Below are 20,333 nucleotides of genomic sequence, written 5' to 3' on the forward strand. Positions count from 1 at the left end.
GGAAACGGTAGGCAACCGCAGTCGTGCCGCCAAGACGGCACTTTCCCGACAGGTGGTGAGGTCCGGGTGACCACACGGCAGGCCCGCGGCGATCTGTTCGACCCGTTGTGCCCGACCCGCCGGCTGCTGGACCGCGTCGGCACGAAGTGGACCTCCATGGCGGTGAAGGTGCTCGCCGAGGCCGCCCCCGAGGAGGTGCGGTTCGCCGACCTGCGGCGCCGGATGCCGGGTGTCTCGCAGAAGATGCTGTCGGTCACCCTGCAGAGCCTGGTGCGCGACGGGCTGGCCGTCCGGCGCGTCGAGCCGACCGTGCCGCCCCGCGTGCACTACCGGCTCACCGAGCTGGGCCTGTCGCTGGAGGTCCCCCTCGCGGCACTGCGGAACTGGGCCGAGGAGCACATGGCCGAGATCGACCGCGCCAACGAGGACCACGACGCGCGCGCGGGTTCCGGGGCCGCGTGACCGGTCGGTGGCCGGGCCGGACGCCGGAATCGGCCGGGGAGATCAGCGGGCTCTGGTGGGCCCTGCGGCGTCACGAGTGGACGTCGCGTACGCGGGCAGGACCGGGAGGGTGAGCCACGACCGGCCCGCCAGGTGCACGCGGTTCGTGGCGACGACCTTCCGCCGGTCGCCCGCTTCGGGTGCGCCGGTGTTGCTGTTGACGTCGAACCTCGGGAAGTTGCTGGAGCTGACGTCGAGGCGGATCCGGTGCCCGGCCGTGAACAGGTTCGCCGTGTCCGGCGCTTCCACCGTGATCGCGTAGGTCGCGCCCGGCACCAGCGGCGTGGGTTCGGCGAACGAGTCGCGGTAGCGGCAGCGCAGGATCCCGTCGGTGAGGTTCATGGCGAACCCCTGCGGGTAGTCGGCGCTGGGCGGGTGCACGTCGAGGAGCTTCACGGTGAAATCGGTGTCGACCGCGCTCGAAGACACCGTCAGCCGCACGGTGACCGGACCGGCCACGGCGACGTCCGCGGTCAGCGGAGGGGTCTGGAAGACGAGGACGTCGGGCCTGCTCTCCAACGGCAGGAACGGCGGCCTGGCGCCGAAGAACCGCTCGTCGGGCCGCTGGTGGAAGGCGCCGCCGGACATGACCGGCTCGCCGGAGGTGACCGCTCCGCCGAGCGTGGGCACGGGATCGGCCGGGTCGAAGTCGTACTCCAGGAACTCCGGGCCGGGCGGGTGCGGGGTGCCGGGCTCGGCGAGGCTGCCGTCGGCGCGGAGTTCGAGGACCAGGTCCGTCGTCTCCTCGGGCGGCCAGGCGGTGGCGGTGCGCCACCGGCCGCCGTGGTCCAGACGTCCCTCGGGGGTGCGACGGCCCGAACCCCCGCCCATGAGGAAGTACCGCACCGCCGGGGGCCGGGTGGCCGCGGTGCCCGGTTTCAGGTGGGCGTCGAACCACCGGAGCCGCATGGTGGTGTAGTCCTCGTCGAGGTTGCCGTCGAGCACGGCGTGCGGCCCGAAGTCGACGTCGCCCGCGTGGCTCACGCTGCGCGCCCCGTGCGTCCACGGCCCGAGCACGAGGTAGGCCGGGCTGTGCTTCTTGCGGCCCAGCTCGCGGAAGTTCTCGGTGGCCGTGCGCACGTACGGGTCGTACCAGCTGGACATGTGCAGACTGGGGACGTCGGGGAAGGCGTCGTAGTACCCCCGCGCGAAGATGCCGGGCTGGCGCCAGTAGTCGTCGAAGACGCCGTGTTCCCACTGCTGCAGCAGGTAGTCCTCGTACCGCGGGACGAACCGCAGGGGACTCGCGCCGCGCCGCCACGGCATGCGGCTGAACCACGCTTCGAGGTCTTCGGCGTCGAGCGCCGCGGCGAGCACCGCGTTCTCGCGGACTTCGGTGCTGTTGCGGGCCCGGTGGAACGCCCACGTCGCCTGCTTCAGCTCGAACGCGCCGCCCATCCGCGTGCCGGCTTCGTAGGCGCTGGCGAACCCGCCGGAGTCGAGGAACATCGCCGCCAGGCCCGGCGCGCCGAGGGAGGCGAGCGCGGCCTGCGTGTGCGCGGAGTAGGACACCCCCATCGTCGCGACGCGGCCGTCGCACCAGTCCTGCCGGACCAGCCAGGCCACCGTGTCGTAGCCGTCTTCCGCCTCGTTGAGGTACTTGGTGAAGGTTCCGCCGGAGTCGCCCCGGCCGCGGCAGTCCTGGCGCACCACCAGGTAGCCGCCGCGGACGAACCGCTCCGCCACGGCCTCCGGCGGGGGCGGCAGCTTCGCTCCCATGCGCCCGTCGGACCTGCGCACGGCCCGGCGGCCGTACGGGGTTCGTTCCAGTACCACCGTGCCCGCCGGTGGATCCGGCTCGGGGGCGTAGAGATCGGCGACGAGGCGGACGCCGTCACGTGCCGGGATCTCCAGCACGGTCCGCCAGCAGCCCGGTGCGAGTTCCTCCCAGCCGCTCACCGGCCGCCTCCGGCGAACTGCGCGTTCAGCGCCGGCTACGCGGACAGCAGCTGCGGCAGCGGCGCGGTCGTGAAGTACTTGCGGTAGAGCCGCGCGTAGGTGCCGTCGGCGACCATCGCGCCCAGCTGTTCGTCGACGGCGGTGAGGAGGGCTTGGTGGTCCTTGGCGACGGCCATCGCCGTCGGGTGGTCGACCGGCTCGGTGGTGGCGACGCGCAGCGCGGGGTATTGGCCGAGGAAGTGTTCGGCGTCGGGGCCGCCCACGACGAACGCGTCGATGTTGCCGTTGAGCAGCTGGCTGATCGCGGCGTTGGCGGTGGGGAAGGAGACCGGGTTCGCGCCCGGCATCTTCGCGGGCACGAAGGGTTCCTGCGCCGAACCGGTCACCACGCCGACCTTGTGGCCGCCGAAGGCGGTCAGCTGCGTGGTGGTCGTCTTCGTGGTGGTGAGCACCGCGGTGGTGCTCCAGAACAACGGCTTGGTGAAGCTGACCGTCTTCTGCCGTTCGGGCGTGACCCCCAGCCCGGCCGCGGCCAGGTCGTACTGGTGGGAGGTGAGCCCGGCGAGCGACGACGTCACGGACGTCGCCTGGTACTCCACCCGCACCCGCAGGCGTTTCGCGATCTCGTCGGTGAGGTCGATGACGAACCCGACCGGCTTGCCGGACGGGTCGCCGTAGGCGAACGGGGGCTGGCTGGTCTGGGTCGCGGCGTGGAGGACACCGGGGTCCTGCAGGCCGTAGGGGTCGTCGTCCGCTGACGACGAGCAGCCGGCGAGCAAGAGTGCGCACGCGGCCACCGCGGCGGCGGTCCGCTTCGGGACGGGGGACATCGGCGAGTCCTTTCGGGAGGGTGGGTTTCGCGGTCAGAGGACCCGGGCGAGGAAGTCGCGCAGGCGCTCGGTTCCTGGGTTTTCGAGCGTGGCGCGGGCGGGGCCGGATTCGGCGACACGGCCCTCGTCCATGAACACGACGCGGTCGGCGACTTCCCGCGCGAAGCCGATTTCGTGGGTGACGGCGACCATCGTCATACCGGAGGACGCGAGTGCGCCCATCACGTCGAGCACGTCCTTCACCAGCTCGGGGTCCAGCGCCGAGGTCGCTTCGTCGAACAGCATGACCTCGGGCTCCATCGCCAGTGCGCGCGCGATCGCCACGCGCTGTTGCTGACCGCCGGAGAGGCGGTGCGGGCGCTGGCTCGCGAAACCGGCCAGCCCGAGCCGTTCGAGCTGGGCCATCGCCGCCGCTTCGGCCGAACGCCGGTCCATCCGCCGGACGTGGCGCAGGGCGGCCGTCACGTTGCCCAGCACCGTCATGTGGCCGAACAGGTTGAAGTGCTGGAACACCATGCCGACCCGCACGCGCACCCGGTCGGTGTCGACCCCCGGGCCGGTGATGGGCGTGCCGCCGAGCAGGATCTCCCCCGCGGTGGGCTCCTCCAGGAGGTTGAGGCACTTGAGCAAAGTGGACTTTCCGGAGCCGGACCTGCCGATGACGCAGACGGTTTCGCCCGGCGCGACGTCGAGGTCGACGCCGCGCAGCACTTCGAGCGGGCCGTAGTCCTTGCGCAGGCCGCGGATCGAGATCGCGGCGGTGGCACCGGTTTCGGTGGCGGACGGCGGGAGGGACGCGGTTTGGCCCGGCATCACGCCACCGCCTTCGCGGGTGCGGCGGTCACCGGGGTCCGGCGGCCTTCGCGCATGCGGCGGTCGAGCAGGTTGACCGCGTAGGTCAGGGGAATGGTGAGCAGGAGGTAGCACAGCCCGGCGGCCACGAGCGCCGAGGAGTTGTAGGTGGCCGCCTGCCGCTCCTGGGCGATGAAGTACAGCTCACGCTGCCCGAGCCCGAGACCGAGCAGGTACACGAGGGCACTCTCCTTGATGTCGATGATGAACTGGCCGGCGAGCGCGGGCAGGACGTTGCGCACCCCCTGGGGCACGACGACCACGCGCATCGCCGTGAGGTACGGCATGCCGAGGCTGCGTGCCGCGTGCAGTTGACCGCGCGGCACGGACTGGATGCCGGCGCGGAAGATCTCCGCCGAGTAGGCGGCCGAGATGAGTGCGATCGCCAGCACCGCGTAGCCCAGCGCTTCGCGCCCGAACGGCCTGATGCCCGCCGCGGGCAGGCCGAGGCCGACCAGGCTGACGGTCACGATCGCGGGGAGCCCGCGGAAGACGTCGACGTACAGGCGCGCCGGCAGCCGCATCAGCCGTCTGCGGGACAGCAGCAGCATCGCCAGCAGCACACCGGCGACGACGCCGAACGCGATGGCCAGCGCGGCGATCAGCAGCGTGTTGCGCAGGCCTTCGGTGAGCAGGGTGGGCAGGACCTGGAGGATTTCGTGGAGGTCGAAGAAGGTGCGCAGGAAGTCGTGCATCGGACCTGGCCTCTCGTGGTGCGCGGAACCTCGGAGCGGGTGCGGGCGTCCCGGCGGATCGCGCTGGAACGACGGTTCCGACAAGGCTAAGGCGCACCGGTGGCCGACCAGGTCACGTTTACCGGGGTCGCGGTAAACGTGCCGGGTACGCTGGGGCGATGTCCGTGGTGCTGACCGTGCAGGGGGCGCGCAAAGCCGATCTCGTGGTGGGCGTCTCGCCACTGGCCGAGCTGCTGGCGTGCCTGCACGCGATCGCCGAGCCGGAGCACCACATCGCGGGCCGCCCGTGGCTCACCAAGGTGCGGGCCGAGCTGTCCGCCGACCTCCAGCACCGGCTCACGACGTACGCGCCGCTCTGGGCTCGGCGCCGCTGTCGCGCGCTGCTGCCGCCCGACGCCCCGCTCGGGCTGTCGTTCGACGAGGAACTGCGCAGGCTCGCGGAGCTGCCGCTCGACCGGTTCACCACGGCCACGGCCGAGGCGATCCACGGTGTCTTCCACGAGATCGGCGATCTGGCGCACGATTCGGCGGCCAGGGAGGAGTACATCGCTTCGTGCGAGCGGCGTTCGTTCCGGCGTGGTGAGCTGGCGCGGCACCTCGTCCGCGATCCTGAGGCCTTCCGGCAGGAACTGCTCGCCCTGCTGACGTCGTGCCACGCCGAGTTCTTCGAGGACGAGTGGAACCGCGTCCACCACCGGCTGGAAAGCGAGTGCGCGAGCCTGCGCGCCAGGGTCAGGGCGCTGCCGATGGTCGAAGCGCTCGCCTCACTCAGCACCAACGCGGCCGTGCGGCAGGACCCGCCTTCGGTCGTGTTCGACAAGCTCCAGTCGCTGCGCGCCGGCCTGCGGGGCCGCCGCTGCCTGCTCCTGCCGTCCGTCCACACGCGACCGCACCTCATCGTGAAGGCCGATCCCGGCTGGCCGGTGGTCGTGCACTTCCCGGTGGAGCTCCCGCCGGGCGGCGGGCGGGACACCCTCGCCCAGGTGCGCCTGCGCCTGGCCGTCCTGTCCGACCCCGCGCGTCTTTCGCTGTGCCGGCACCTGGTCAACGAGCCGATCACGACGTCCGACCTCGCCGCCCGCACCGGCATGACGCTGCCGCAGGTCTCCCGTCACCTGGCGCGCCTGCGCGAGAGCGGGCTGCTCGATTCCCGGCGGGACGGCCGGATGATCTACCACCGCATCGAGGTCGACCGCCTGATGCGGCTCGGCCTGGACGTGCTGACCTCGATCATCCACTGACGACGGCGTCCACAGTGGACGCGTCTCGGGTGAAGCAACCTCGGCACTTCGTACGCGTCCCTTGAGTACATGATCGTTTCTCGGGGACAGGGGTGTGTTCGAATGGTGCGTGGTCTTCGTGGCCTGGCGGTGACCGTTCCGCTGGTGCTGGCGGCGGTGGGCGCGTCGGCGACACCGGCGTCCGCCGTGCTCGGCGGCTCGGTGAGCGACTACGGTCCCTGGGCGGTGCGGATGCTGGTCGACGGCCTGCCGGAGTGCACTGGCACCGCGATCTCGCCGGAGTGGGTCCTCAGCGCGGGGCACTGCTTCTTCGAGCTGCCGGACGCCCCGTTCGCCGAGTCGCGGATCGAGTTCCGCGTCGGCAGCCTGGACCAGCGCGACGGCGTCGTGGTGCATCCCGTGCCCGGCAGCCGCATGGACAACCCGGTGGCCGACATGACGCTGATCAAGGTGCCCCCGATGGCGGTCCAGCCTGCCCGGTTGTCCGATGATCCGGTCCAGCCGGGCCAGCTCGTCCGGGAGTACGGCTGGGGTGCCACCTGCACCGAGGACGAGAACCAGTGCCAGTCCGATGTGCTCAAGCAGGCGGACCTCGAGGTCCTGCCCACCGGCGCCGCCGAGTGCGCCGGGTTCAGCGTGCCCGGCGGGCCGGACTTCTGCCTGCGGAAGGTCTCCGGCGAACCGGCGGGCGGGGACTCGGGCGGGCCGGTCATGACCAGCGGCCCGCGGGGCAGCGAGGTCCTGGTGGGCGTGCTGGCCGCGTCGGACCGGGAGACCATGGCCGGTGCGGGCGAGATCTCCCAGCAGCGGGAGTGGATCCGCTCCGTGACCGGCATCGGCTGAAACCGGGCCTCACCCGACGCGCAGTTCGGTGTCTCCCATGGTGACGACGTCGCCGCGCACGAGCTGGCGGCCCCGGCGGTCCTCGGCCTCGCCGTTGACCCGGACCCGTCCGCTCTCCAGCAGCGACCGGGCGTCGGAACCGGCGTCGGCCACGTTCGCGAGCTTGAGGAACTGACCGAGCCGGGTGGAGTCGGTGCTGATGACGACTTCACGCATGCCGTCATCATCCTCGGGACAGGTGCGCTCGCGCCGGACGGCCACTAACTTGGGGGGCGGGATCTTGCGAGGACGCGGGAGGCGAAGGTGGGCATCGCGTACGTGGTGGGGACGTTCGACACCAAGGGCGACGAACTCGCCTACGTGGCGGGGTTGATCGCCGCGGCGGGCGTCACGGTGCGCACGGTGGACCTGTCCACCTCGGGCTCCGGTGGTGACGGGGTGGACGTGCCCGCGACGCGGGTCGCGGAGGCGCACCCGGACGGCCCGGACGCGGTGTTCACCGGGGACCGGGGCAGCGCGGTGGCCGCGATGGCCGAGGCGTTCCGGCGGTACCTGCCCACCGCGCCCGATCTGTCCGGGGTGATCGGCTTGGGCGGTTCCGGCGGGACGGCGCTGATCACGCCGGCCATGCGGGCGCTGCCGGTCGGCGTGCCCAAGATCATGGTGTCGACGGTGGCCTCCGGGGACGTGTCCGGCTACGTCGAGGGCAGCGACATCGCCATGCTGCACTCGGTCACCGACGTGGCCGGGCTGAACCGGATTTCCCGCCGGGTGCTGGGCAACGCGGCGCACGCGCTGGCCGGGGCGTGCGCGCACCCGGTCCCGGCCGGTGACGACCGCGAGGCGATCGGGCTGACCATGTTCGGCGTCACCACGCCGTGCGTGCGCGCGGTGACCGAGCAGCTGGACGAGCGGTTCGAGTGCCTGGTCTTCCACGCCACCGGCACCGGCGGCAAGGCGATGGAGAAACTCGTCGACGACGGCCTGCTCGGCGGCGTGATCGACATCAGCACCACCGAGGTGTGCGACCACATCGCGGGCGGCATCCTCAGCGCGGGCGAGGGCAGGCTGGACGCGATCGCCCGCACGAAGGTGCCCTACGTCGGTTCCTGCGGTGCGCTGGACATGGTGAACTTCGGCGCGGCCGACACCGTGCCCGAGCGCTACGCCGGCCGCCTGCTCTACCCGCACAACCCGCAGATCACCCTGATGCGCACGACCCCGGAGGAGTGCGAGCGGATCGGGTCGTTCATCGCGGCGAAGCTCAACGCCTGCGAAGGTCCCGTGCGGTTCCTCATCCCCGAGGGCGGGGTGTCCGCATTGGACAGTCCAGGCCAGCCGTTCCACGACCCCGAGGCGGACGCGGCGTTGTTCGGCACACTGGAACGCGAGGTGCGCCAGACCGGCAGCAGGCGGCTCGTCCGGTCTTCGCACCACATCAACGACCCGGAGTTCGCGGCCGAACTGGTCGCGGCCTTCGACGAGGTGAGGGAGGACTGACGTGCCACGGTTGGACCGGGCGGACCTGCTGGCGAAGTTCAGGGACATGGCCGCGCGCGGGGAGCCGATCGTCGGTGGTGGCGCGGGGACCGGGCTGTCCGCGAAGTGCGAGGAAGCGGGCGGCATCGACCTGATCGTCATCTACAACTCGGGCCGCTACCGGATGGCGGGGCGCGGTTCGCTCGCCGGGTTGCTGGCGTACGGCAACGCCAACGAGATCGTGGTCGAGATGGCGGCCGAGGTGCTGCCGGTCGTGCGGCACACGCCGGTGCTGGCCGGGGTGAACGCCACCGACCCGTTCCTGGACGTGCCCCGCTTCCTGCGTCAGCTGGCGGACCTGGGTTTCTCCGGCGTGCAGAACTTCCCGACGGTCGGGCTGATCGACGGGACGTTCCGGGCCAACCTCGAGGAGACGGGAATGGGCTACCAGTCCGAAGTGGACATGGTGGCCGCGGCCCGCGCGGCGGACCTGCTGACCACGCCGTACGTGTTCAGCGCCGACGACGCCCGCGCGATGACCGAGGCCGGTGCCGACATCCTGGTGTGCCACATGGGGTTGACCACCGGTGGCTCGATCGGCGCGGTCACCGCGAAGAGCCTCGACGACTGCGTGGCCCTGATCGACGAATGGGCCTCGGCGGCCAGGGAGATCCGGGACGACGTGCTCGTGCTGTGCCACGGCGGCCCCATCTCCGAACCGGAGGACGCCGCGTACGTGCTGGAGAAAACCCAGTACTGCCACGGGTTCTACGGCGCCAGCAGCATGGAGCGGCTGCCCGTCGAGCGGGCGCTGACCGAGCAGACCCGCGCGTTCAAGAACCTGCCCGCGAAGGAGAAGTGAATGCCCAGGCCGTATTCGAGTGGCATCGTGCCCGCCGGCGTGGCGGAGGTGTGGGCGGTGGTCCGGGACTTCGACGGGCTGCCGGTGTGGCACCCGGGGATCGAGTCGAGCGAGATCGAACCGGGTGCGGTCGCCGGCGAGGTCGGCGCGGTCCGCAGGCTGACGCTCGCGGACGGCGGCACGGTGAGGGAGAAGCTGCTGCGCCTCGACGACGTGGACCGCAGCTACACCTACCAGATCATCGAGGGTCCGTTCCCCGTGCGCCACTACGTGAGCACGGTGCGGGTCGCGCCGGTCACCGCGACGGGCGAAACGTTCGTCGAGTGGTGGTGCGACTACGACGCGGACGCCGGGGACGAGGAGCAGCTGAACCACACCTTCAGCCAGGGCGTGTACGCCGGCGGCATCAGCGGCCTCGCGGAGCACTTCAGCCGCTGAGCCGACGGACATCGGCACCGGCCGCCGGTCAGCGCGGCTCGCCGAACCAGTGGCCCAGTGCCGGTTCGAGGTCGTCCGGGTCGCCCGCCCAGCACACGTAGCCGTCCGGCCGGACGAGCATCGGCTGGGCGCCGGTGCCCTGGCCGGCGCGGTCCACCCGGTCCTGCCAGAGGGCGGCGACCTTGGCGAACCGGTCCGCCGGGTCGATCAGGACGCCGCGCCCGCCCCGCAGCAGCTCGTGCGCCCGGACGGGCCCGAGGTCCTGGTCCGGCGCGGGGAGGCCGACGAGCGGGTGCTCGCCCGCACCCGGCATCGGGTAGCGGATGCCGGTGCCGGACTGCATGTCGTCGAGGTAGTACTGCACCTCCGGCAGCCGCAGCAGGGACACGAACAGGTCCTTGAGCGCCGCGAGGTCCGGGTCGCCGCTGCCCTGCGTGTCCATCAGCAGGCTCTGCGCCTGGACGTTGCGCAGCACCATGGCCGCGACCGGGTGGCGTTCGGTGTGGTAGGTGTCGAGCAGGTGCGCCGGGGCCCAGCCGTGCACCGCGGCGCCGAGTTTCCAGCCGAGGTTGACCGCGTCCTGGATCCCGGTGTTCATGCCCTGCGCGCCGATCGGCAGGTGCACGTGGGCCGCGTCGCCCGCCAGGAACACCCGGCCGTGCCGGTACCGCGCGGCCTGCCGGGCCGCGTTGGTGATGCGGTGGGCGTAGTGGAGTTCGAGCAGTTCGACCCGCGCACCGTAGACGGCACGCAGCCCCTCGCGGATCTCGTCCTCGGTGACCGGGGTCTCCCGGGGCAGTGACCGGCCCCGCCCGCCCAGCGAAAGCCGGCGCAGCGGCCTGCCCTGCGCGTCCGTGCCGAGCGGGAACATCCGCGCCCACTGCCCGTCCTCGCTCTGGACGTGCTTCAGCACCAGGTCGTCGCCGCCCCGCACCCGCACGTCGGCGGCGACGGTGGTCGCCGTGCCAGGCCTGCCGGGGAACTCGGCGCCCAGCAGCGACCGCACCGTGCTGTGCCCGCCGTCCGCGCCGACGAGGTAACGGGAGCGGACGACCCGGCCGTTCGCGAAAGTCGCGGTGACCCCGTCCGCGTCCTGGGTGAGGCCGGTCAGTTCGTGGTCGCGGCGGACGTGGATGCCGTGCGCGGCGAGGTGCCGCTCCAGGAACCCTTCGAGCACCACCTGCGTGATGGACCGCCACGGGTGGCGGTGCCTGCCGTGGGCGAGCGGGAGGTCGACCCCGGCGAAGTGAGCGCCGCCGGTGGCGAAATCTTCGAGCGCCAGCAACGGTTCCAGCAGTCCGCGCTGGTCGAGCACCTCCTGCGTGCGGGACTGCACGGCGCCGGCCTTCGACAGCGTGCTGCGCTGGGACAGCTTGTCGGACAGCACGACGGGCACGTCCGCCACCCGCAGTTCGTTGGCCAGTGTCATGCCGGTCGGCCCCGCGCCGACCACGAGCACCTCGGTGTCCATGGATCCTCCCTGGTTGTGTCGATCGGGACGTGATCGACACTTCGCCCGCCGCCACGATCCCGCCAGGAACCAGGCGGATTGTGTCGGGATACGACACCGCGTACGGTGCGGGAGGTGGAATCCGACTACGACGAGCTGGACCGCCGGCTCGTGCACGCCCTGCAGATCAACGGCAGGGCCCCCTTCAGCACGATCGCCGAAGTGCTCGGCGTGTCGGATCGCACCATCGCCCGCCGGTACGCGCGGTTGCGCTCGACGGGGGCGCTGCGGGTGCTCGGCTTGCCCGACCCGGTCGCCCTGGGCGCGGTGATGTGGTTCCTGCGGGTGCGCTGCGCGCCCACCGCGACGGTCCCGGTCGCCGAGGCGCTGGCCCGGCGTCCCGACACGTCGTGGGTGAGCATCACCTCCGGAGGGACGGAGATCACCTGCGCGGTCCGCACCGAGAGCGAGGCCGACAGTGAGGCGCTGCTGCTGGCCAAGCTGCCACGCACGCCACGCGTGGAGGGCGTGACCGCGCACTCCGTGCTGCACGTCTTCTACGGCGGCCCGGACAGCCTGGTCGCCAAGCTCGGTTCGCTGGACGAGGAGGCGATCGAGCGGCTGCGCCCGCCCCCGATCCCGCGGCGGCCGGGCCCCGTGCGGCTCGACGACGGGGACCGCAAGCTCCTCGCCGCGCTCGCCCAGGACGGCCGGGCGGGGTTCGAGGAGCTGGCCGCCGTGACCGGCTGGTCCCCGACGACGGTCCGGCGCAGGCTCGCCGAGCTCCGCGAACGGGGGCTGCTGTACCTGGACATCGACATCGACGTGACCCTGTTCGGGCTCGGCACCCGGACCATGCTCTGGCTTTCGGTCGCCCCCACCCACCTGGCGGAGGCCGGCGCGGCGCTCGCCGGGCACCCGGAGATCGCGTTCGCGGCCGCCACGACCGGTCCGACGAACCTGTACGCGAGCGTGCTGTGCGCGAGCCAGGAGGAGCTGTACCGGTACCTGACCACCCGGGTGGCCGCCCTGCCCGCGATCACGCACGTCGAGACGGCACCGGTGATCAGGACCGTCAAGCAGGCCGCGACGCGCAAGTAAGTCCGTCCTCTGTGGACACGCGACGATGTCCGAAAGGGCGAGCAACCCCACCGCGCCTGCGGCGTCTTCTGGGCAAAGGGAAGTTCAGGGGAGGAGAAAGCCGATGGTTCCGCAGGCACTTCGCGGTTTCCGCGCCGCGGCGATGGTCTCGATGGGCGCCGTGCTGGCCGGTGCGGTACTGGCCGGGTGTGATTCGCCGTTGAACACCACGCCCACACCGTCGTCGCCGCCCGCGTCGTCGTCGCCGGTCACGTCCGCGGCGCCGAGCAGCTCCGTCGCGGTCGCACCGCCCGCGAAGAGTTCCACGACCAGGCCCCCGGCGCAGGCACAGCGGACCCGGTCCGGCAGGAGCACGACGCCGCCGGGGCCGCGGACGGGGGACGAGTCCTGCACCAACCTGTACGACTACTCGGGTGATTCGCGGGACAACGCCGAAATCAACTCGATCGGCGCAACGACCGGGACCTGCCCTCCGATCCAGCGGGCCGGGCGCAGCACGACGCCGCCGGGGCCGCGCACGGGGGATGAGTCCTGCACCGATCTGTACGACTACGCGGGTGATTCGCGGGACAACGCACAGATCAACTCGATCGGCGAAGACACCGGGACCTGCCCCGCTATCCAGCGCTGAACCCTCAGGCGCCCCGCGCGATCGCCACCGGCGCCGTGTGCGCGGTCAGGAGGCGGCGCAGGGACCGGGCGGTGTGCCCGGACACGAAGGGGTCCAGGTCCTGGCGCCGCCACAGGGAAAGGGGGAGCGGTTCCGGAACGGGCAGGTCGGCACAGGGGACCAGCCCTTCCGGAACCTGCCCGAACGTCGCGAGGAGCGCGACGCCCAGACCGGCGGCCGCCGCGGCGTGCACCCCCGCCAGCTGGTTGGCCTCGGCGCCGATCTCGGCGGGAATCCCGTGTCCCGCCAGCGTTTCCAGCGCACTGGTGCGCAACGCGCACGGGCTGTCGAAGGCCACGAGCGGGACGGGCCCGTCCGGCCGGGTCCACCCCGGCGCGCAGTACCAGGTCAGTTCCAGTTCACCGACCGGGGTGGCACGCGGGTCGTCGGACGCGCCGGGCAGCAGCGCCAGGTCGATCCGGCCCGCGCCGAGCGCCTCGCGCAGCGCCGTCCCGCGGTCCACGCGGTACCGGACGCGGTGGTCGGGCAGGGATTTGCCCAGCGTGCTGGTCAGGTGTGGGAGCAACTGGGCCGCCGCGTGCTCCGTCGACCCGATCACGATCGTCTCCGCGTTTTCGACACCGAAGCTGCGGAGCGCTTCGTCGTGCAGCGCGAGGATCCGCCTGGCGTAACCGAGCAGCTGCTCGCCGTCGGCGGTGAACCGCGACCCGCGGCCGTCGCGGGCCACCAGCCGCCGTCCCGTGGCCGCCTCCAGCCGCCGCGTGTGCTGGCTGATGGTCGGCTGGCTGAGGTGGAGGTAGGTGGCGGCACGCTGGAAGCCACCGCGGTCGGCGACAGCGACGAAACTGCGCAGCGGCACGATGTCCAGTATCTGGTCCATGCTCGCGAAGCTACAAGACGATTCATCGGGAACGGTAATCGATCCGCATCGTGAAACGTCGTTGGACATCCCCGGCGTGCGCCGCGCATGATCGGGGTGTGCAGCAGCCTCCCCGGCCCGGCTGCGCGCCTCCTCGCGTTCTCCGTCCCCGCGGCAGAAACGGATCGTCATGCCCCGTCGCACCCTCAAGCTGGGCGCCGTGCTCCTCGGCGTCGGCGGCCCCGGCCAGCACAACACCTGGCTCCACCCCGAGATCCCCGGCGACGCCAGCGTCGACGTCCACTGGTACATCGCCCGCGCCCGGGCCGCGGAGGCCGCCGGCTTCGACCTGGTGTTCATTGTGGACAGCCAGTTCATCACGGAGAACTCGCCGCACCACTACCTGAGCAGGCTGGAACCGCTGACCCTGCTGTCCGCGATCGCGGTGCACACCAGCCGCATCGGCCTCGTCGGGACGCTCACGACGTCCTACAACGAGCCGTTCAACGTCGCGCGCCGCCTGTACTCGCTGGACCACATCAGCGGGGGCCGCGCGGGGTGGAACGTGGTCACGAGCGGCGACGCGGGTACCGCGGGCAACTACAGCCGCGACGAGCACTACGACTACCCGACCCGCTACGGGCGGGCGCTGGAGCACGTCCAGGTGGTGCGGGGGCTGTGGGATTCCTATGAGGACGGTGCCTTCCCCCGTGACAAGGAGACCGGCGTCTTCTTCGACCCGGACCGGCAGCACGCGCTCAACCACAAGGGCGAGTACTTCTCCGTGGCAGGCCCGCTCAACCTCGAACGCTCCCCGCAAGGACAACCCGTGATCTTCCAGGCGGGCGACTCCGAGGAGGGCCGGGACCTCGGCGCCGCGGTCGGCGAGGTGATCTTCACGCACGCCGCCTCGCTGGAGCAGGCGAAGGCCTTCCGCACCGAGCTGCGGGAACGCGCGGCGGCGAAGGGCCGTGACCCGGAGGGTTTGCTGACCCTGCCGGGCATCCAGGTCGTCATCGCCGACACCGACGAAGAAGCCAGGGCCAAGGAGGACGCGAGGCTCGGCACCAAGAGCTTCGACCGGGCGCTGCGGGAACTCGGCCGTCCCTTCGGCTGGCACGACTTCACCCGGTACGACCTGGACGCGCCGTTCCCCGACGTCCGCGCCGACGCGCAACGCAGCTTCCGCACCCAGGCCGAGGCGATCACGAAACTGGCCAGGGACAACGGTTTCACGCTCCGCCAGGTCGTCGAACACCTCAACGCCTCGGCGCGCTCGCCGTTCGTCGGCTCCCCGGAGACGGTCGCCGGCACGATCGAGCACTGGTTCGAGGAGGGCGCCCTCGACGGCGTCAACATCACCGTCAACGCGCCGAGCGAGTTCGCGTTGTTCACCGACCGGGTCCTGCCGATCCTCCGCGAGCGCGGTGTCGTGCGCCGCGAGTACGAATCCACCACGCTGCGCGGAAACCTCGGCCTGCCGGTGCCCGAAAACCGGTACACCGCCGCGCGCCGAGCCGCCGAGCCCGCGGCGCTCGCGCCGTGACCGAGCCCGATCCCCACGCTGGAAGGTCCACTATGTCCGTCCCCGCCCGCCGCTTCCGCGGCACACTCGCCCTCGCGCTCGCCGCCGCGCTCACCGCCGTCCTCACCGCGTGCGGTGGGGCGGCAGGCTCGGCCGGTGGCGCGACGCTGAAGTGGGCCAGCTCGTACTTCCCGACGCACTGGGACCCGGTGGTTTCCGGCAGTGGCGCCCAGTTCCGGGAACTGGCGCTGGTGTACGCCTCCCTGACCCGCACCGACGAGCAGGGCCGCGCCGTACCGGACCTCGCGCAGAGCTGGGAGTACAACGCCGCCGGCGACCAGGTCACCTTCCACGTCCGGCCGGGACTGAAGTTCAGCGACGGCGAGCCAGTCGACGGTGCGGCGGTCAAGGCGGCCATCGACCGGGCGAAGAACCAGAAGAACTCCGCGTTGTTCGGTGACCTCACCTCCATCAAGGCGGTCACCGCGAACGGGCTCGACGTCGTCGTGCAGCTGACCCAGGTGGACCACCAGATCCCGCAGCTGCTGGGGGAGCGGGTGCTGCAGATCGCCAGTCCCAAGGCCGCCGCGGACCCGGCGAAGCTCGACCAGAACCCGGTCGGCGCGGGTCCGTTCGTCGTCACCCAGCTGATCCCCGGTACCAAGGTCGTGCTGAAGAAGAACCCGGACTACTGGGACGCGAAGAACATCCACATCGACTCCGTGGAACTGACCTCCGCACCCGACGCGTCGACCGTCGTTTCGGGCCTGCGGACGGGCGTGTACAACTTCGCCGACATCGCCCCGAGCCAGGCCGACGCGGCGAAGAAGGCCGGGCTCGACGTGTTCGTGCTGCCCGGGTTCAACGCGTCGAACATCAGCCTCAACATCAACAAGGCGCCGTTCACCAACGACAAGGTCGTGGACGCCGTGCGCTACGCGGTCAACCGGCAGGAGTTCGTCGACAAGCTGACCTTCGGCTACGGCTCGGCCACCGACCAGCCCTTCCCCGAGGGCTACGTCGCCTACGACCCGCAGTCGAAGAACCGCTACCCCTACGACCCGGAGAAGTCGCGGCAGCTGCTCGCCGAGGCCGGGTACCGGCCCGGCGACATCAAGCTCGACCTGGTGATCGACAAGGCCGATCCCGCCGCCGAGATCGTCCAGTCCCAGCTCGCCGCGGTGGGGATCACGGTCGACATCAAGGTGAACAAGAACTGGGCGACCCCGTTCTTCGCCAAGGACCTGACGTTCTCCCTCTACGGCACCACCGGCCGCGACTCCGCGCTGCAGACCCTGACCGCCCACTTCGGACCGAACGGCCCGCTCAACCTCAGCACGCCCTACGAACCCGCCGGGTTCGAGGACGCCGTGGCCAAGGTGCGGCAGACCCCGCTCGACTCGCCGGACTACCCGTCGGTGCTGCAGGCCGCGACCCGCGTCGGCCTGCAGAGCAAGGCGCTGGTGTTCACCTACTCCTCGCCCAACCTGTTCGCCAAGAGCACGGCGATCTCGGCGCTGCCGCGCAACCCCGCGCACCTCGACTGGACGGGGGTGACGATCGGTGGTCGCTGAAGCCGTCGTCCCCGTGACCGGCTGGGGCACCAGCCTCCGCCGCACCGGCGGTCAGGTGCTGGCGACGCTGGCGCGGTCGGTCGCGATCTTCGTGCCGGTGTTCTTCGTCGGCACGTTCGTGACCTTCGCGCTGCGGGGCCTGAGCGGGCTCAGCCCCGCGCGGATCCAGCTGGGCGAGGACGCGACCCCGCAGGCGATCGCGCAGATCGAGAGCCAGTGGGGCCTGGACCGGCCGTTCCTGGCGCAGTACTGGAGCTGGTTCACCGGCGTGCTGCACGGCGACCTCGGCACGAGCTGGTCCAACGGCGCCGACGTCGCGACCATGATCGGCCTCGGGCTGGGGGTCAGCGTGTCGGTCGCGGTCCTCGCCCTCGTGCTCGGGGTGTCGCTGGGGTTCGTGCTCGGCACGGTGGCCGCCCTGCGCCGCACGACGTGGGTGGACCGCGTGATCACCGGGTTCGTCACCGTGGTCTCGGTGATGCCGGCGTTCGTGGTCGGCATCGTGCTCGTCGAGATCTTCGCGGTGGGGCTGGGCTGGCTGCCCTCCGCCGGCTACGCCCCGGCGGCGGACGGGATCGGCCCGTGGCTCGCGCACATCATCCTGCCCGCGCTGGCGCTGAGCTTCGACATCGTGGCCGACGTGGCGCGGCAGCTGCGGACCGGGCTGGTCAGCGCCTACCGGGAGAACTACGTGCTCGGGGCCGTGGTGCGGGGGCTGAGCCCGCGGCGGATCTTCTTCCGGCACGTGCTGCGCAACGGCGTCGGCCCCGCGCTGGCGACGCTCGGGGTGCGGTTCCCCATCCTGATCGGCCAGTCGGTCGTCGCGGAGTGGATCTTCGGCCTGCAGGGTTTCGGCCGGTTCGCCAACGACTCCGCCCAGGCCGGTGACGTGCCCGCGGTCCAGGGCGTGCTGGTCGTGTCGGTCGTGCTGGTGGTGGCCTTCAACCTGGTCGTGAACGTCGTACTCGGCCGGGTCGCACCGGCCGCGCGGAGAGGGGTGTGACGGTGGTACGGCGCGTGTTCTCGCTCGGCTCCGGCCGGCTGGCCGCCGGGATCCTGCTCGTGATCGCGCTGCTGGCGGTGCTCGGTCCGCTGCTCGCGCCGCAGGACCCGCTCGCCACCAGTGCCGACACGCTCGCGGGCCCGTCCGGCGCGCACTGGCTGGGCACCGACAACCTCGGCCGGGACGTGTTCAGCCGGCTGCTCGAAGGCTCCCGGCTCAGCGTGCTCGGCTCGCTGGAGGTCGCCGCGATGGCGCTCGTGGTCGGCGCGGTGCCCGGCATCCTCTCGGTCTACCTGGGCCGGGTGTTCGAATGGCTGACGCTGCGCCTGGCCGACACGCTGGTGGCGCTGCCGTTCCTGCTGTTCGCGGTGGCGGTGACGGCGTTGCTGGGCAACGGGATCACCCAGGCGATGCTGGTGACCGGCGTCCTCGTGTCGCCGCTGTTCTACCGCGTGGCCAGGGCGGCCACCCTGACGGTCGCGCGGTCGCAGTACGTCGAGGCCGCGCAGATCGCCGGGGCCCCGCTCGGCTGGATCGTCCGGCGGCACGTGTGGGTCAAGGTGCTGCCGGCGATCGGGGTCGTGCTCGCCCACACCGTCGGCGTCGGCTTCATCGTCGTGTCCAGCCTGAGTTTCCTCGGCATCGGGGTGCAGCCGCCGACACCGACGTGGGGCGGCCTGCTCGCCTCCGACCTCGGCTACCTCGACTACCAGCCCTGGGCCCCGTTCGTCCCGGCACTGCTGATCATGCTCACGGTGTGGGCGTGCAACCTGCTCGCCGACGCCATCCGTGACGTGTCGGGCGAAGCCGGGCGGGCGCTGACCGAAACCCGCAGGGTCCGGGCCTCCCGGGCCGCCGCCGGAGGTGTGTCATGACCAGTCTCGCCGAAACCCCCGCCGTGACCGGGGTGGCGGAACCGGTGCTGGCCGTGCGTGACGTGCGCGTCACGGCGCTGGCGGAGGGCCGGGAGATCGTGAAGGGGGTGAGTTTCGAGCTCACCCCGGGCCGGACCGTCGGCATCGTGGGGGAGTCGGGCAGCGGCAAGACCATGACCTGCCGCGCGGTGCTCGGCATCCTGCCGGACCACGTCGAGGTCACCGGCGGTTCCGTGCACCTCGCCGGTGCCGACGTCTCGTCCCTCACCTCCGCGCAGTGGACGGCGTTGCGTGGTTCGACGATCAGCGCGGTGTTCCAGGACCCGGCGTCCTACCTCAACCCGTCCATCCCGGTGGGGCCGCAGATCGCCGAGGTGCTCCGGGTGAAGAAGGGGCTCCGGCGCCGGGAGGCCCGTGCCCGCGCGCTCGACCTGCTCGTGGCGGTGCACCTGCGGAACCCCGCGCTGGTGTACACCCAGTACCCGTTCGAACTGTCCGGCGGGATGCTCCAGCGGATCCTGATCGCGGCGGCCATCGCGGCCGGCCCGAGGGTGCTCATCGCCGACGAAGCGACCACCGCGCTCGACGTGACCGTGCAGGCGGAGATCCTCGACCTGCTCGCGGAGCTGCGGGAGCGCACCGGCCTCGCGCTGGTCGTCGTCTCGCACGACCTGGCGGTCGTCGCGCAGCTCTGCGACGAGGTGCTGGTGATGCGGGAGGGCGAGGTGGTCGAGCAGGGCCCCACAGGGCGGGTGCTGCACCGGCCCCGCCACGAGTACACGCGCCTGCTCATCGCGGAGCACGAGCAGTACGGGCTGGACGCCTTCTTCGGCAGGACGGAGGCCGGGCGGTGATCCTCCGGATCAGTGACCTGGAAGTCCACTATGGACACCGCAGGCGGCGGCGCGCGGTGCTGTCCGGGGTGTCGCTGAGCGTGTCTCCGGGCGAGATCGTCGGCATCGTCGGCGAGACCGGCTCCGGCAAGTCCACGCTGGCCCGTGCCGTGCTCGGGCTGGTGCGGGCCTCGGCGGGGCGGATCGTCGTCGACGGCGAGGACGTGACCGGCTACCGCGCCCGCCAGTGGCGCTCGCTCCGTCGCCGCGGCGTGCTCCAGTATGTGTTCCAGGATCCGCTGCGGAGCCTGGACCCGGACCTTACCGTCCGGGACTCGCTCGTCGAACCGTTGCTGGTCAGCGGGGTTCCGCGGGCGGAGGCGGCGGAGCGCGCCAGGAAGTACTTGAGCCGGGTCCGCCTGGAGGAGGAGCTGCTGGACCGTCTGCCCGGCCGGCTTTCCGGCGGGCAACGGCAGCGCGTCGCCGTCGCCCGCGCACTCGTCACCGAACCACGGCTGGTGATCCTCGACGAGCCCGTCAGCGCGCTGGACTCCGCCAACCGCGTGCAGATCCTCGAAATCGTGAAGGAGCTGCGGGCTTCGGGCGTCGCGTTCGTCTTCATCTCCCACGACCTCGGCTCGGTGGCCGGGATCGCGGACCGCATCGCCGTGCTGTACCAGGGAGAACTGGTCGAGACCGGCCCCGCCCGCGCCGTCATCACCAGCCCGGAACACCCCTACACCCGCCTGCTCGTCAGCTCGGCGCCGACACTCCGGACGGCCTCGGCCGGGCGTGCGGAGCGCGACGCCCTGCGTGCGCTCCTGGACTCCTGAAGGGAATGA

Annotated in this window: 21 protein-coding genes; 14 read left to right on the forward strand and 7 right to left on the reverse strand. The window is 71.8% G+C overall.

The genetic code is table 11. From position 1 onward, the window contains the following. Window positions 1-66: 66 nt before the first annotated feature. Entirely contained in the window at window positions 67-462 is a 396-nt protein-coding gene (locus ABFX51_RS14480) for a winged helix-turn-helix transcriptional regulator (protein WP_245783354.1), read from the forward strand. Window positions 463-504: 42 nt separating this feature from the next. Here the strand turns inward: ABFX51_RS14480 and ABFX51_RS14485 are convergent, their stop codons facing one another. The 4 genes from ABFX51_RS14485 to ABFX51_RS14500 are packed head-to-tail and all read right to left on the reverse strand — an operon-like array spanning window position 505 to window position 4,777. Next, window positions 505-2,400, reverse strand: coding sequence for a CocE/NonD family hydrolase (locus ABFX51_RS14485; RefSeq protein ID WP_346053960.1), 1,896 nt, complete (start codon window positions 2,398-2,400; stop codon window positions 505-507). Window positions 2,401-2,435: 35 nt separating this feature from the next. After that, a complete protein-coding gene (locus ABFX51_RS14490; RefSeq protein WP_346053961.1) occupies window positions 2,436-3,230 on the reverse strand; it encodes an ABC transporter substrate-binding protein in 795 nt (264 codons plus the stop codon). A gap of 33 nt (window positions 3,231-3,263) precedes the next feature. Next, window positions 3,264-4,043: an amino acid ABC transporter ATP-binding protein gene (locus ABFX51_RS14495; RefSeq protein ID WP_346053962.1), complete on the reverse strand. Its 780-nt coding sequence runs from the start codon at window positions 4,041-4,043 to the stop codon at window positions 3,264-3,266. After that, window positions 4,043-4,777, reverse strand: coding sequence for an amino acid ABC transporter permease (locus ABFX51_RS14500; RefSeq protein ID WP_346053963.1), 735 nt, complete (start codon window positions 4,775-4,777; stop codon window positions 4,043-4,045). Before ABFX51_RS14500 ends, ABFX51_RS14495 begins: the two co-directional genes overlap by 1 nt. A gap of 158 nt (window positions 4,778-4,935) precedes the next feature. Here ABFX51_RS14500 and ABFX51_RS14505 point away from each other — a divergent pair, with 158 nt between their 5' ends. Both ABFX51_RS14505 and ABFX51_RS14510 read left to right on the forward strand, forming a co-directional pair. Continuing rightward, on the forward strand, window positions 4,936-6,018 hold the full coding sequence (locus ABFX51_RS14505) for a DUF5937 family protein (RefSeq protein WP_346053964.1): 1,083 nt from the start codon (window positions 4,936-4,938) through the stop codon (window positions 6,016-6,018). 102 nt (window positions 6,019-6,120) lie between these two features. Next, a complete protein-coding gene (locus ABFX51_RS14510; protein WP_346053965.1) occupies window positions 6,121-6,861 on the forward strand; it encodes a S1 family peptidase in 741 nt (246 codons plus the stop codon). Window positions 6,862-6,870: 9 nt separating this feature from the next. On the opposite strand, the gene ABFX51_RS14515 is transcribed toward ABFX51_RS14510, so the two are convergent. Next, the gene (locus tag ABFX51_RS14515) at window positions 6,871-7,077 is read right to left on the reverse strand and encodes an RNA-binding S4 domain-containing protein (RefSeq protein ID WP_346053966.1); all 207 of its coding nucleotides are present in this window, start codon (window positions 7,075-7,077) and stop codon (window positions 6,871-6,873) included. An 87-nt stretch (window positions 7,078-7,164) separates the two neighbouring features. Between ABFX51_RS14515 and ABFX51_RS14520 the strand changes: the two genes are divergently transcribed. The 3 genes from ABFX51_RS14520 to ABFX51_RS14530 are packed head-to-tail and all read left to right on the forward strand — an operon-like array spanning window position 7,165 to window position 9,640. Continuing rightward, window positions 7,165-8,361 (forward strand): Tm-1-like ATP-binding domain-containing protein, encoded by a 1,197-nt coding sequence (locus ABFX51_RS14520; RefSeq protein WP_346053967.1) that lies wholly within the window; start codon window positions 7,165-7,167, stop codon window positions 8,359-8,361. A 1-nt stretch (window position 8,362) separates the two neighbouring features. Continuing rightward, complete coding sequence (locus ABFX51_RS14525; RefSeq protein ID WP_346053968.1) at window positions 8,363-9,202, forward strand: phosphoenolpyruvate hydrolase family protein; 840 nt, start codon at window positions 8,363-8,365, stop codon at window positions 9,200-9,202. Then, window positions 9,203-9,640 (forward strand): SRPBCC family protein, encoded by a 438-nt coding sequence (locus ABFX51_RS14530; RefSeq protein ID WP_346053969.1) that lies wholly within the window; start codon window positions 9,203-9,205, stop codon window positions 9,638-9,640. 28 nt (window positions 9,641-9,668) lie between these two features. Here ABFX51_RS14530 and ABFX51_RS14535 read toward each other — a convergent pair whose 3' ends face one another. Beyond that, window positions 9,669-11,111 (reverse strand): FAD-dependent monooxygenase, encoded by a 1,443-nt coding sequence (locus ABFX51_RS14535; RefSeq protein WP_346053970.1) that lies wholly within the window; start codon window positions 11,109-11,111, stop codon window positions 9,669-9,671. 114 nt (window positions 11,112-11,225) lie between these two features. On the opposite strand from ABFX51_RS14535, the gene ABFX51_RS14540 reads away from it, so the two are divergent. Both ABFX51_RS14540 and ABFX51_RS14545 read left to right on the forward strand, forming a co-directional pair. Then, on the forward strand, window positions 11,226-12,191 hold the full coding sequence (locus ABFX51_RS14540; protein WP_091514958.1) for an Lrp/AsnC family transcriptional regulator: 966 nt from the start codon (window positions 11,226-11,228) through the stop codon (window positions 12,189-12,191). A 103-nt stretch (window positions 12,192-12,294) separates the two neighbouring features. Further along, window positions 12,295-12,822, forward strand: a complete 528-nt coding sequence (locus tag ABFX51_RS14545) for a hypothetical protein (protein WP_346053971.1) — start codon at window positions 12,295-12,297, stop codon at window positions 12,820-12,822. A gap of 4 nt (window positions 12,823-12,826) precedes the next feature. Here the strand turns inward: ABFX51_RS14545 and ABFX51_RS14550 are convergent, their stop codons facing one another. Then, complete coding sequence (locus ABFX51_RS14550) at window positions 12,827-13,702, reverse strand: LysR substrate-binding domain-containing protein (protein ID WP_091514889.1); 876 nt, start codon at window positions 13,700-13,702, stop codon at window positions 12,827-12,829. Window positions 13,703-13,871: 169 nt separating this feature from the next. On the opposite strand from ABFX51_RS14550, the gene ABFX51_RS14555 reads away from it, so the two are divergent. The 6 genes from ABFX51_RS14555 to ABFX51_RS14580 are packed head-to-tail and all read left to right on the forward strand — an operon-like array spanning window position 13,872 to window position 20,324. Then, window positions 13,872-15,227 (forward strand): NtaA/DmoA family FMN-dependent monooxygenase, encoded by a 1,356-nt coding sequence (locus ABFX51_RS14555; RefSeq protein ID WP_346053972.1) that lies wholly within the window; start codon window positions 13,872-13,874, stop codon window positions 15,225-15,227. A gap of 32 nt (window positions 15,228-15,259) precedes the next feature. Further along, window positions 15,260-16,780: an ABC transporter substrate-binding protein gene (locus ABFX51_RS14560; RefSeq protein WP_346053973.1), complete on the forward strand. Its 1,521-nt coding sequence runs from the start codon at window positions 15,260-15,262 to the stop codon at window positions 16,778-16,780. After that, on the forward strand, window positions 16,770-17,783 hold the full coding sequence (locus ABFX51_RS14565; RefSeq protein WP_346053974.1) for an ABC transporter permease: 1,014 nt from the start codon (window positions 16,770-16,772) through the stop codon (window positions 17,781-17,783). The genes ABFX51_RS14560 and ABFX51_RS14565 overlap by 11 nt, the downstream gene beginning before the upstream one ends. Continuing rightward, window positions 17,780-18,658, forward strand: a complete 879-nt coding sequence (locus ABFX51_RS14570) for an ABC transporter permease (RefSeq protein WP_245783355.1) — start codon at window positions 17,780-17,782, stop codon at window positions 18,656-18,658. Before ABFX51_RS14565 ends, ABFX51_RS14570 begins: the two co-directional genes overlap by 4 nt. Then, complete coding sequence (locus ABFX51_RS14575) at window positions 18,655-19,512, forward strand: ABC transporter ATP-binding protein (RefSeq protein WP_346053975.1); 858 nt, start codon at window positions 18,655-18,657, stop codon at window positions 19,510-19,512. The genes ABFX51_RS14570 and ABFX51_RS14575 overlap by 4 nt, the downstream gene beginning before the upstream one ends. Next, entirely contained in the window at window positions 19,509-20,324 is an 816-nt protein-coding gene (locus ABFX51_RS14580; protein ID WP_091514901.1) for an ABC transporter ATP-binding protein, read from the forward strand. The genes ABFX51_RS14575 and ABFX51_RS14580 overlap by 4 nt, the downstream gene beginning before the upstream one ends. Window positions 20,325-20,333: the final 9 nt, after the last annotated feature.

Origin of the sequence: Amycolatopsis dongchuanensis (assembly GCF_039542405.1) — a bacterium.
Classification (GTDB): domain Bacteria; phylum Actinomycetota; class Actinomycetes; order Mycobacteriales; family Pseudonocardiaceae; genus Amycolatopsis_E; species Amycolatopsis_E sacchari.

Bases quoted from the DNA above. Each gene is read 5' to 3' on its own strand.
- ABFX51_RS14560 (WP_346053973.1), top strand. From the start codon at position 15,260: ATGTCCGTCCCCGCCCGCCGCTTCCGCGGCACACTCGCCCTCGCGCTC.
- ABFX51_RS14505 (WP_346053964.1), top strand. From the start codon at position 4,936: ATGTCCGTGGTGCTGACCGTGCAGGGGGCGCGCAAAGCCGATCTCGTG.
- ABFX51_RS14575 (WP_346053975.1), top strand. From the start codon at position 18,655: ATGACCAGTCTCGCCGAAACCCCCGCCGTGACCGGGGTGGCGGAACCG.
- ABFX51_RS14490 (WP_346053961.1), bottom strand. From the start codon at position 3,230: ATGTCCCCCGTCCCGAAGCGGACCGCCGCCGCGGTGGCCGCGTGCGCA.
- ABFX51_RS14510 (WP_346053965.1), top strand. From the start codon at position 6,121: ATGGTGCGTGGTCTTCGTGGCCTGGCGGTGACCGTTCCGCTGGTGCTG.
- ABFX51_RS14495 (WP_346053962.1), bottom strand. From the start codon at position 4,043: ATGCCGGGCCAAACCGCGTCCCTCCCGCCGTCCGCCACCGAAACCGGT.
- ABFX51_RS14530 (WP_346053969.1), top strand. From the start codon at position 9,203: ATGCCCAGGCCGTATTCGAGTGGCATCGTGCCCGCCGGCGTGGCGGAG.
- ABFX51_RS14555 (WP_346053972.1), top strand. From the start codon at position 13,872: ATGCCCCGTCGCACCCTCAAGCTGGGCGCCGTGCTCCTCGGCGTCGGC.
- ABFX51_RS14550 (WP_091514889.1), bottom strand. From the start codon at position 13,702: ATGGACCAGATACTGGACATCGTGCCGCTGCGCAGTTTCGTCGCTGTC.
- ABFX51_RS14515 (WP_346053966.1), bottom strand. From the start codon at position 7,077: ATGCGTGAAGTCGTCATCAGCACCGACTCCACCCGGCTCGGTCAGTTC.
- ABFX51_RS14545 (WP_346053971.1), top strand. From the start codon at position 12,295: ATGGTTCCGCAGGCACTTCGCGGTTTCCGCGCCGCGGCGATGGTCTCG.
- ABFX51_RS14500 (WP_346053963.1), bottom strand. From the start codon at position 4,777: ATGCACGACTTCCTGCGCACCTTCTTCGACCTCCACGAAATCCTCCAG.
- ABFX51_RS14535 (WP_346053970.1), bottom strand. From the start codon at position 11,111: ATGGACACCGAGGTGCTCGTGGTCGGCGCGGGGCCGACCGGCATGACA.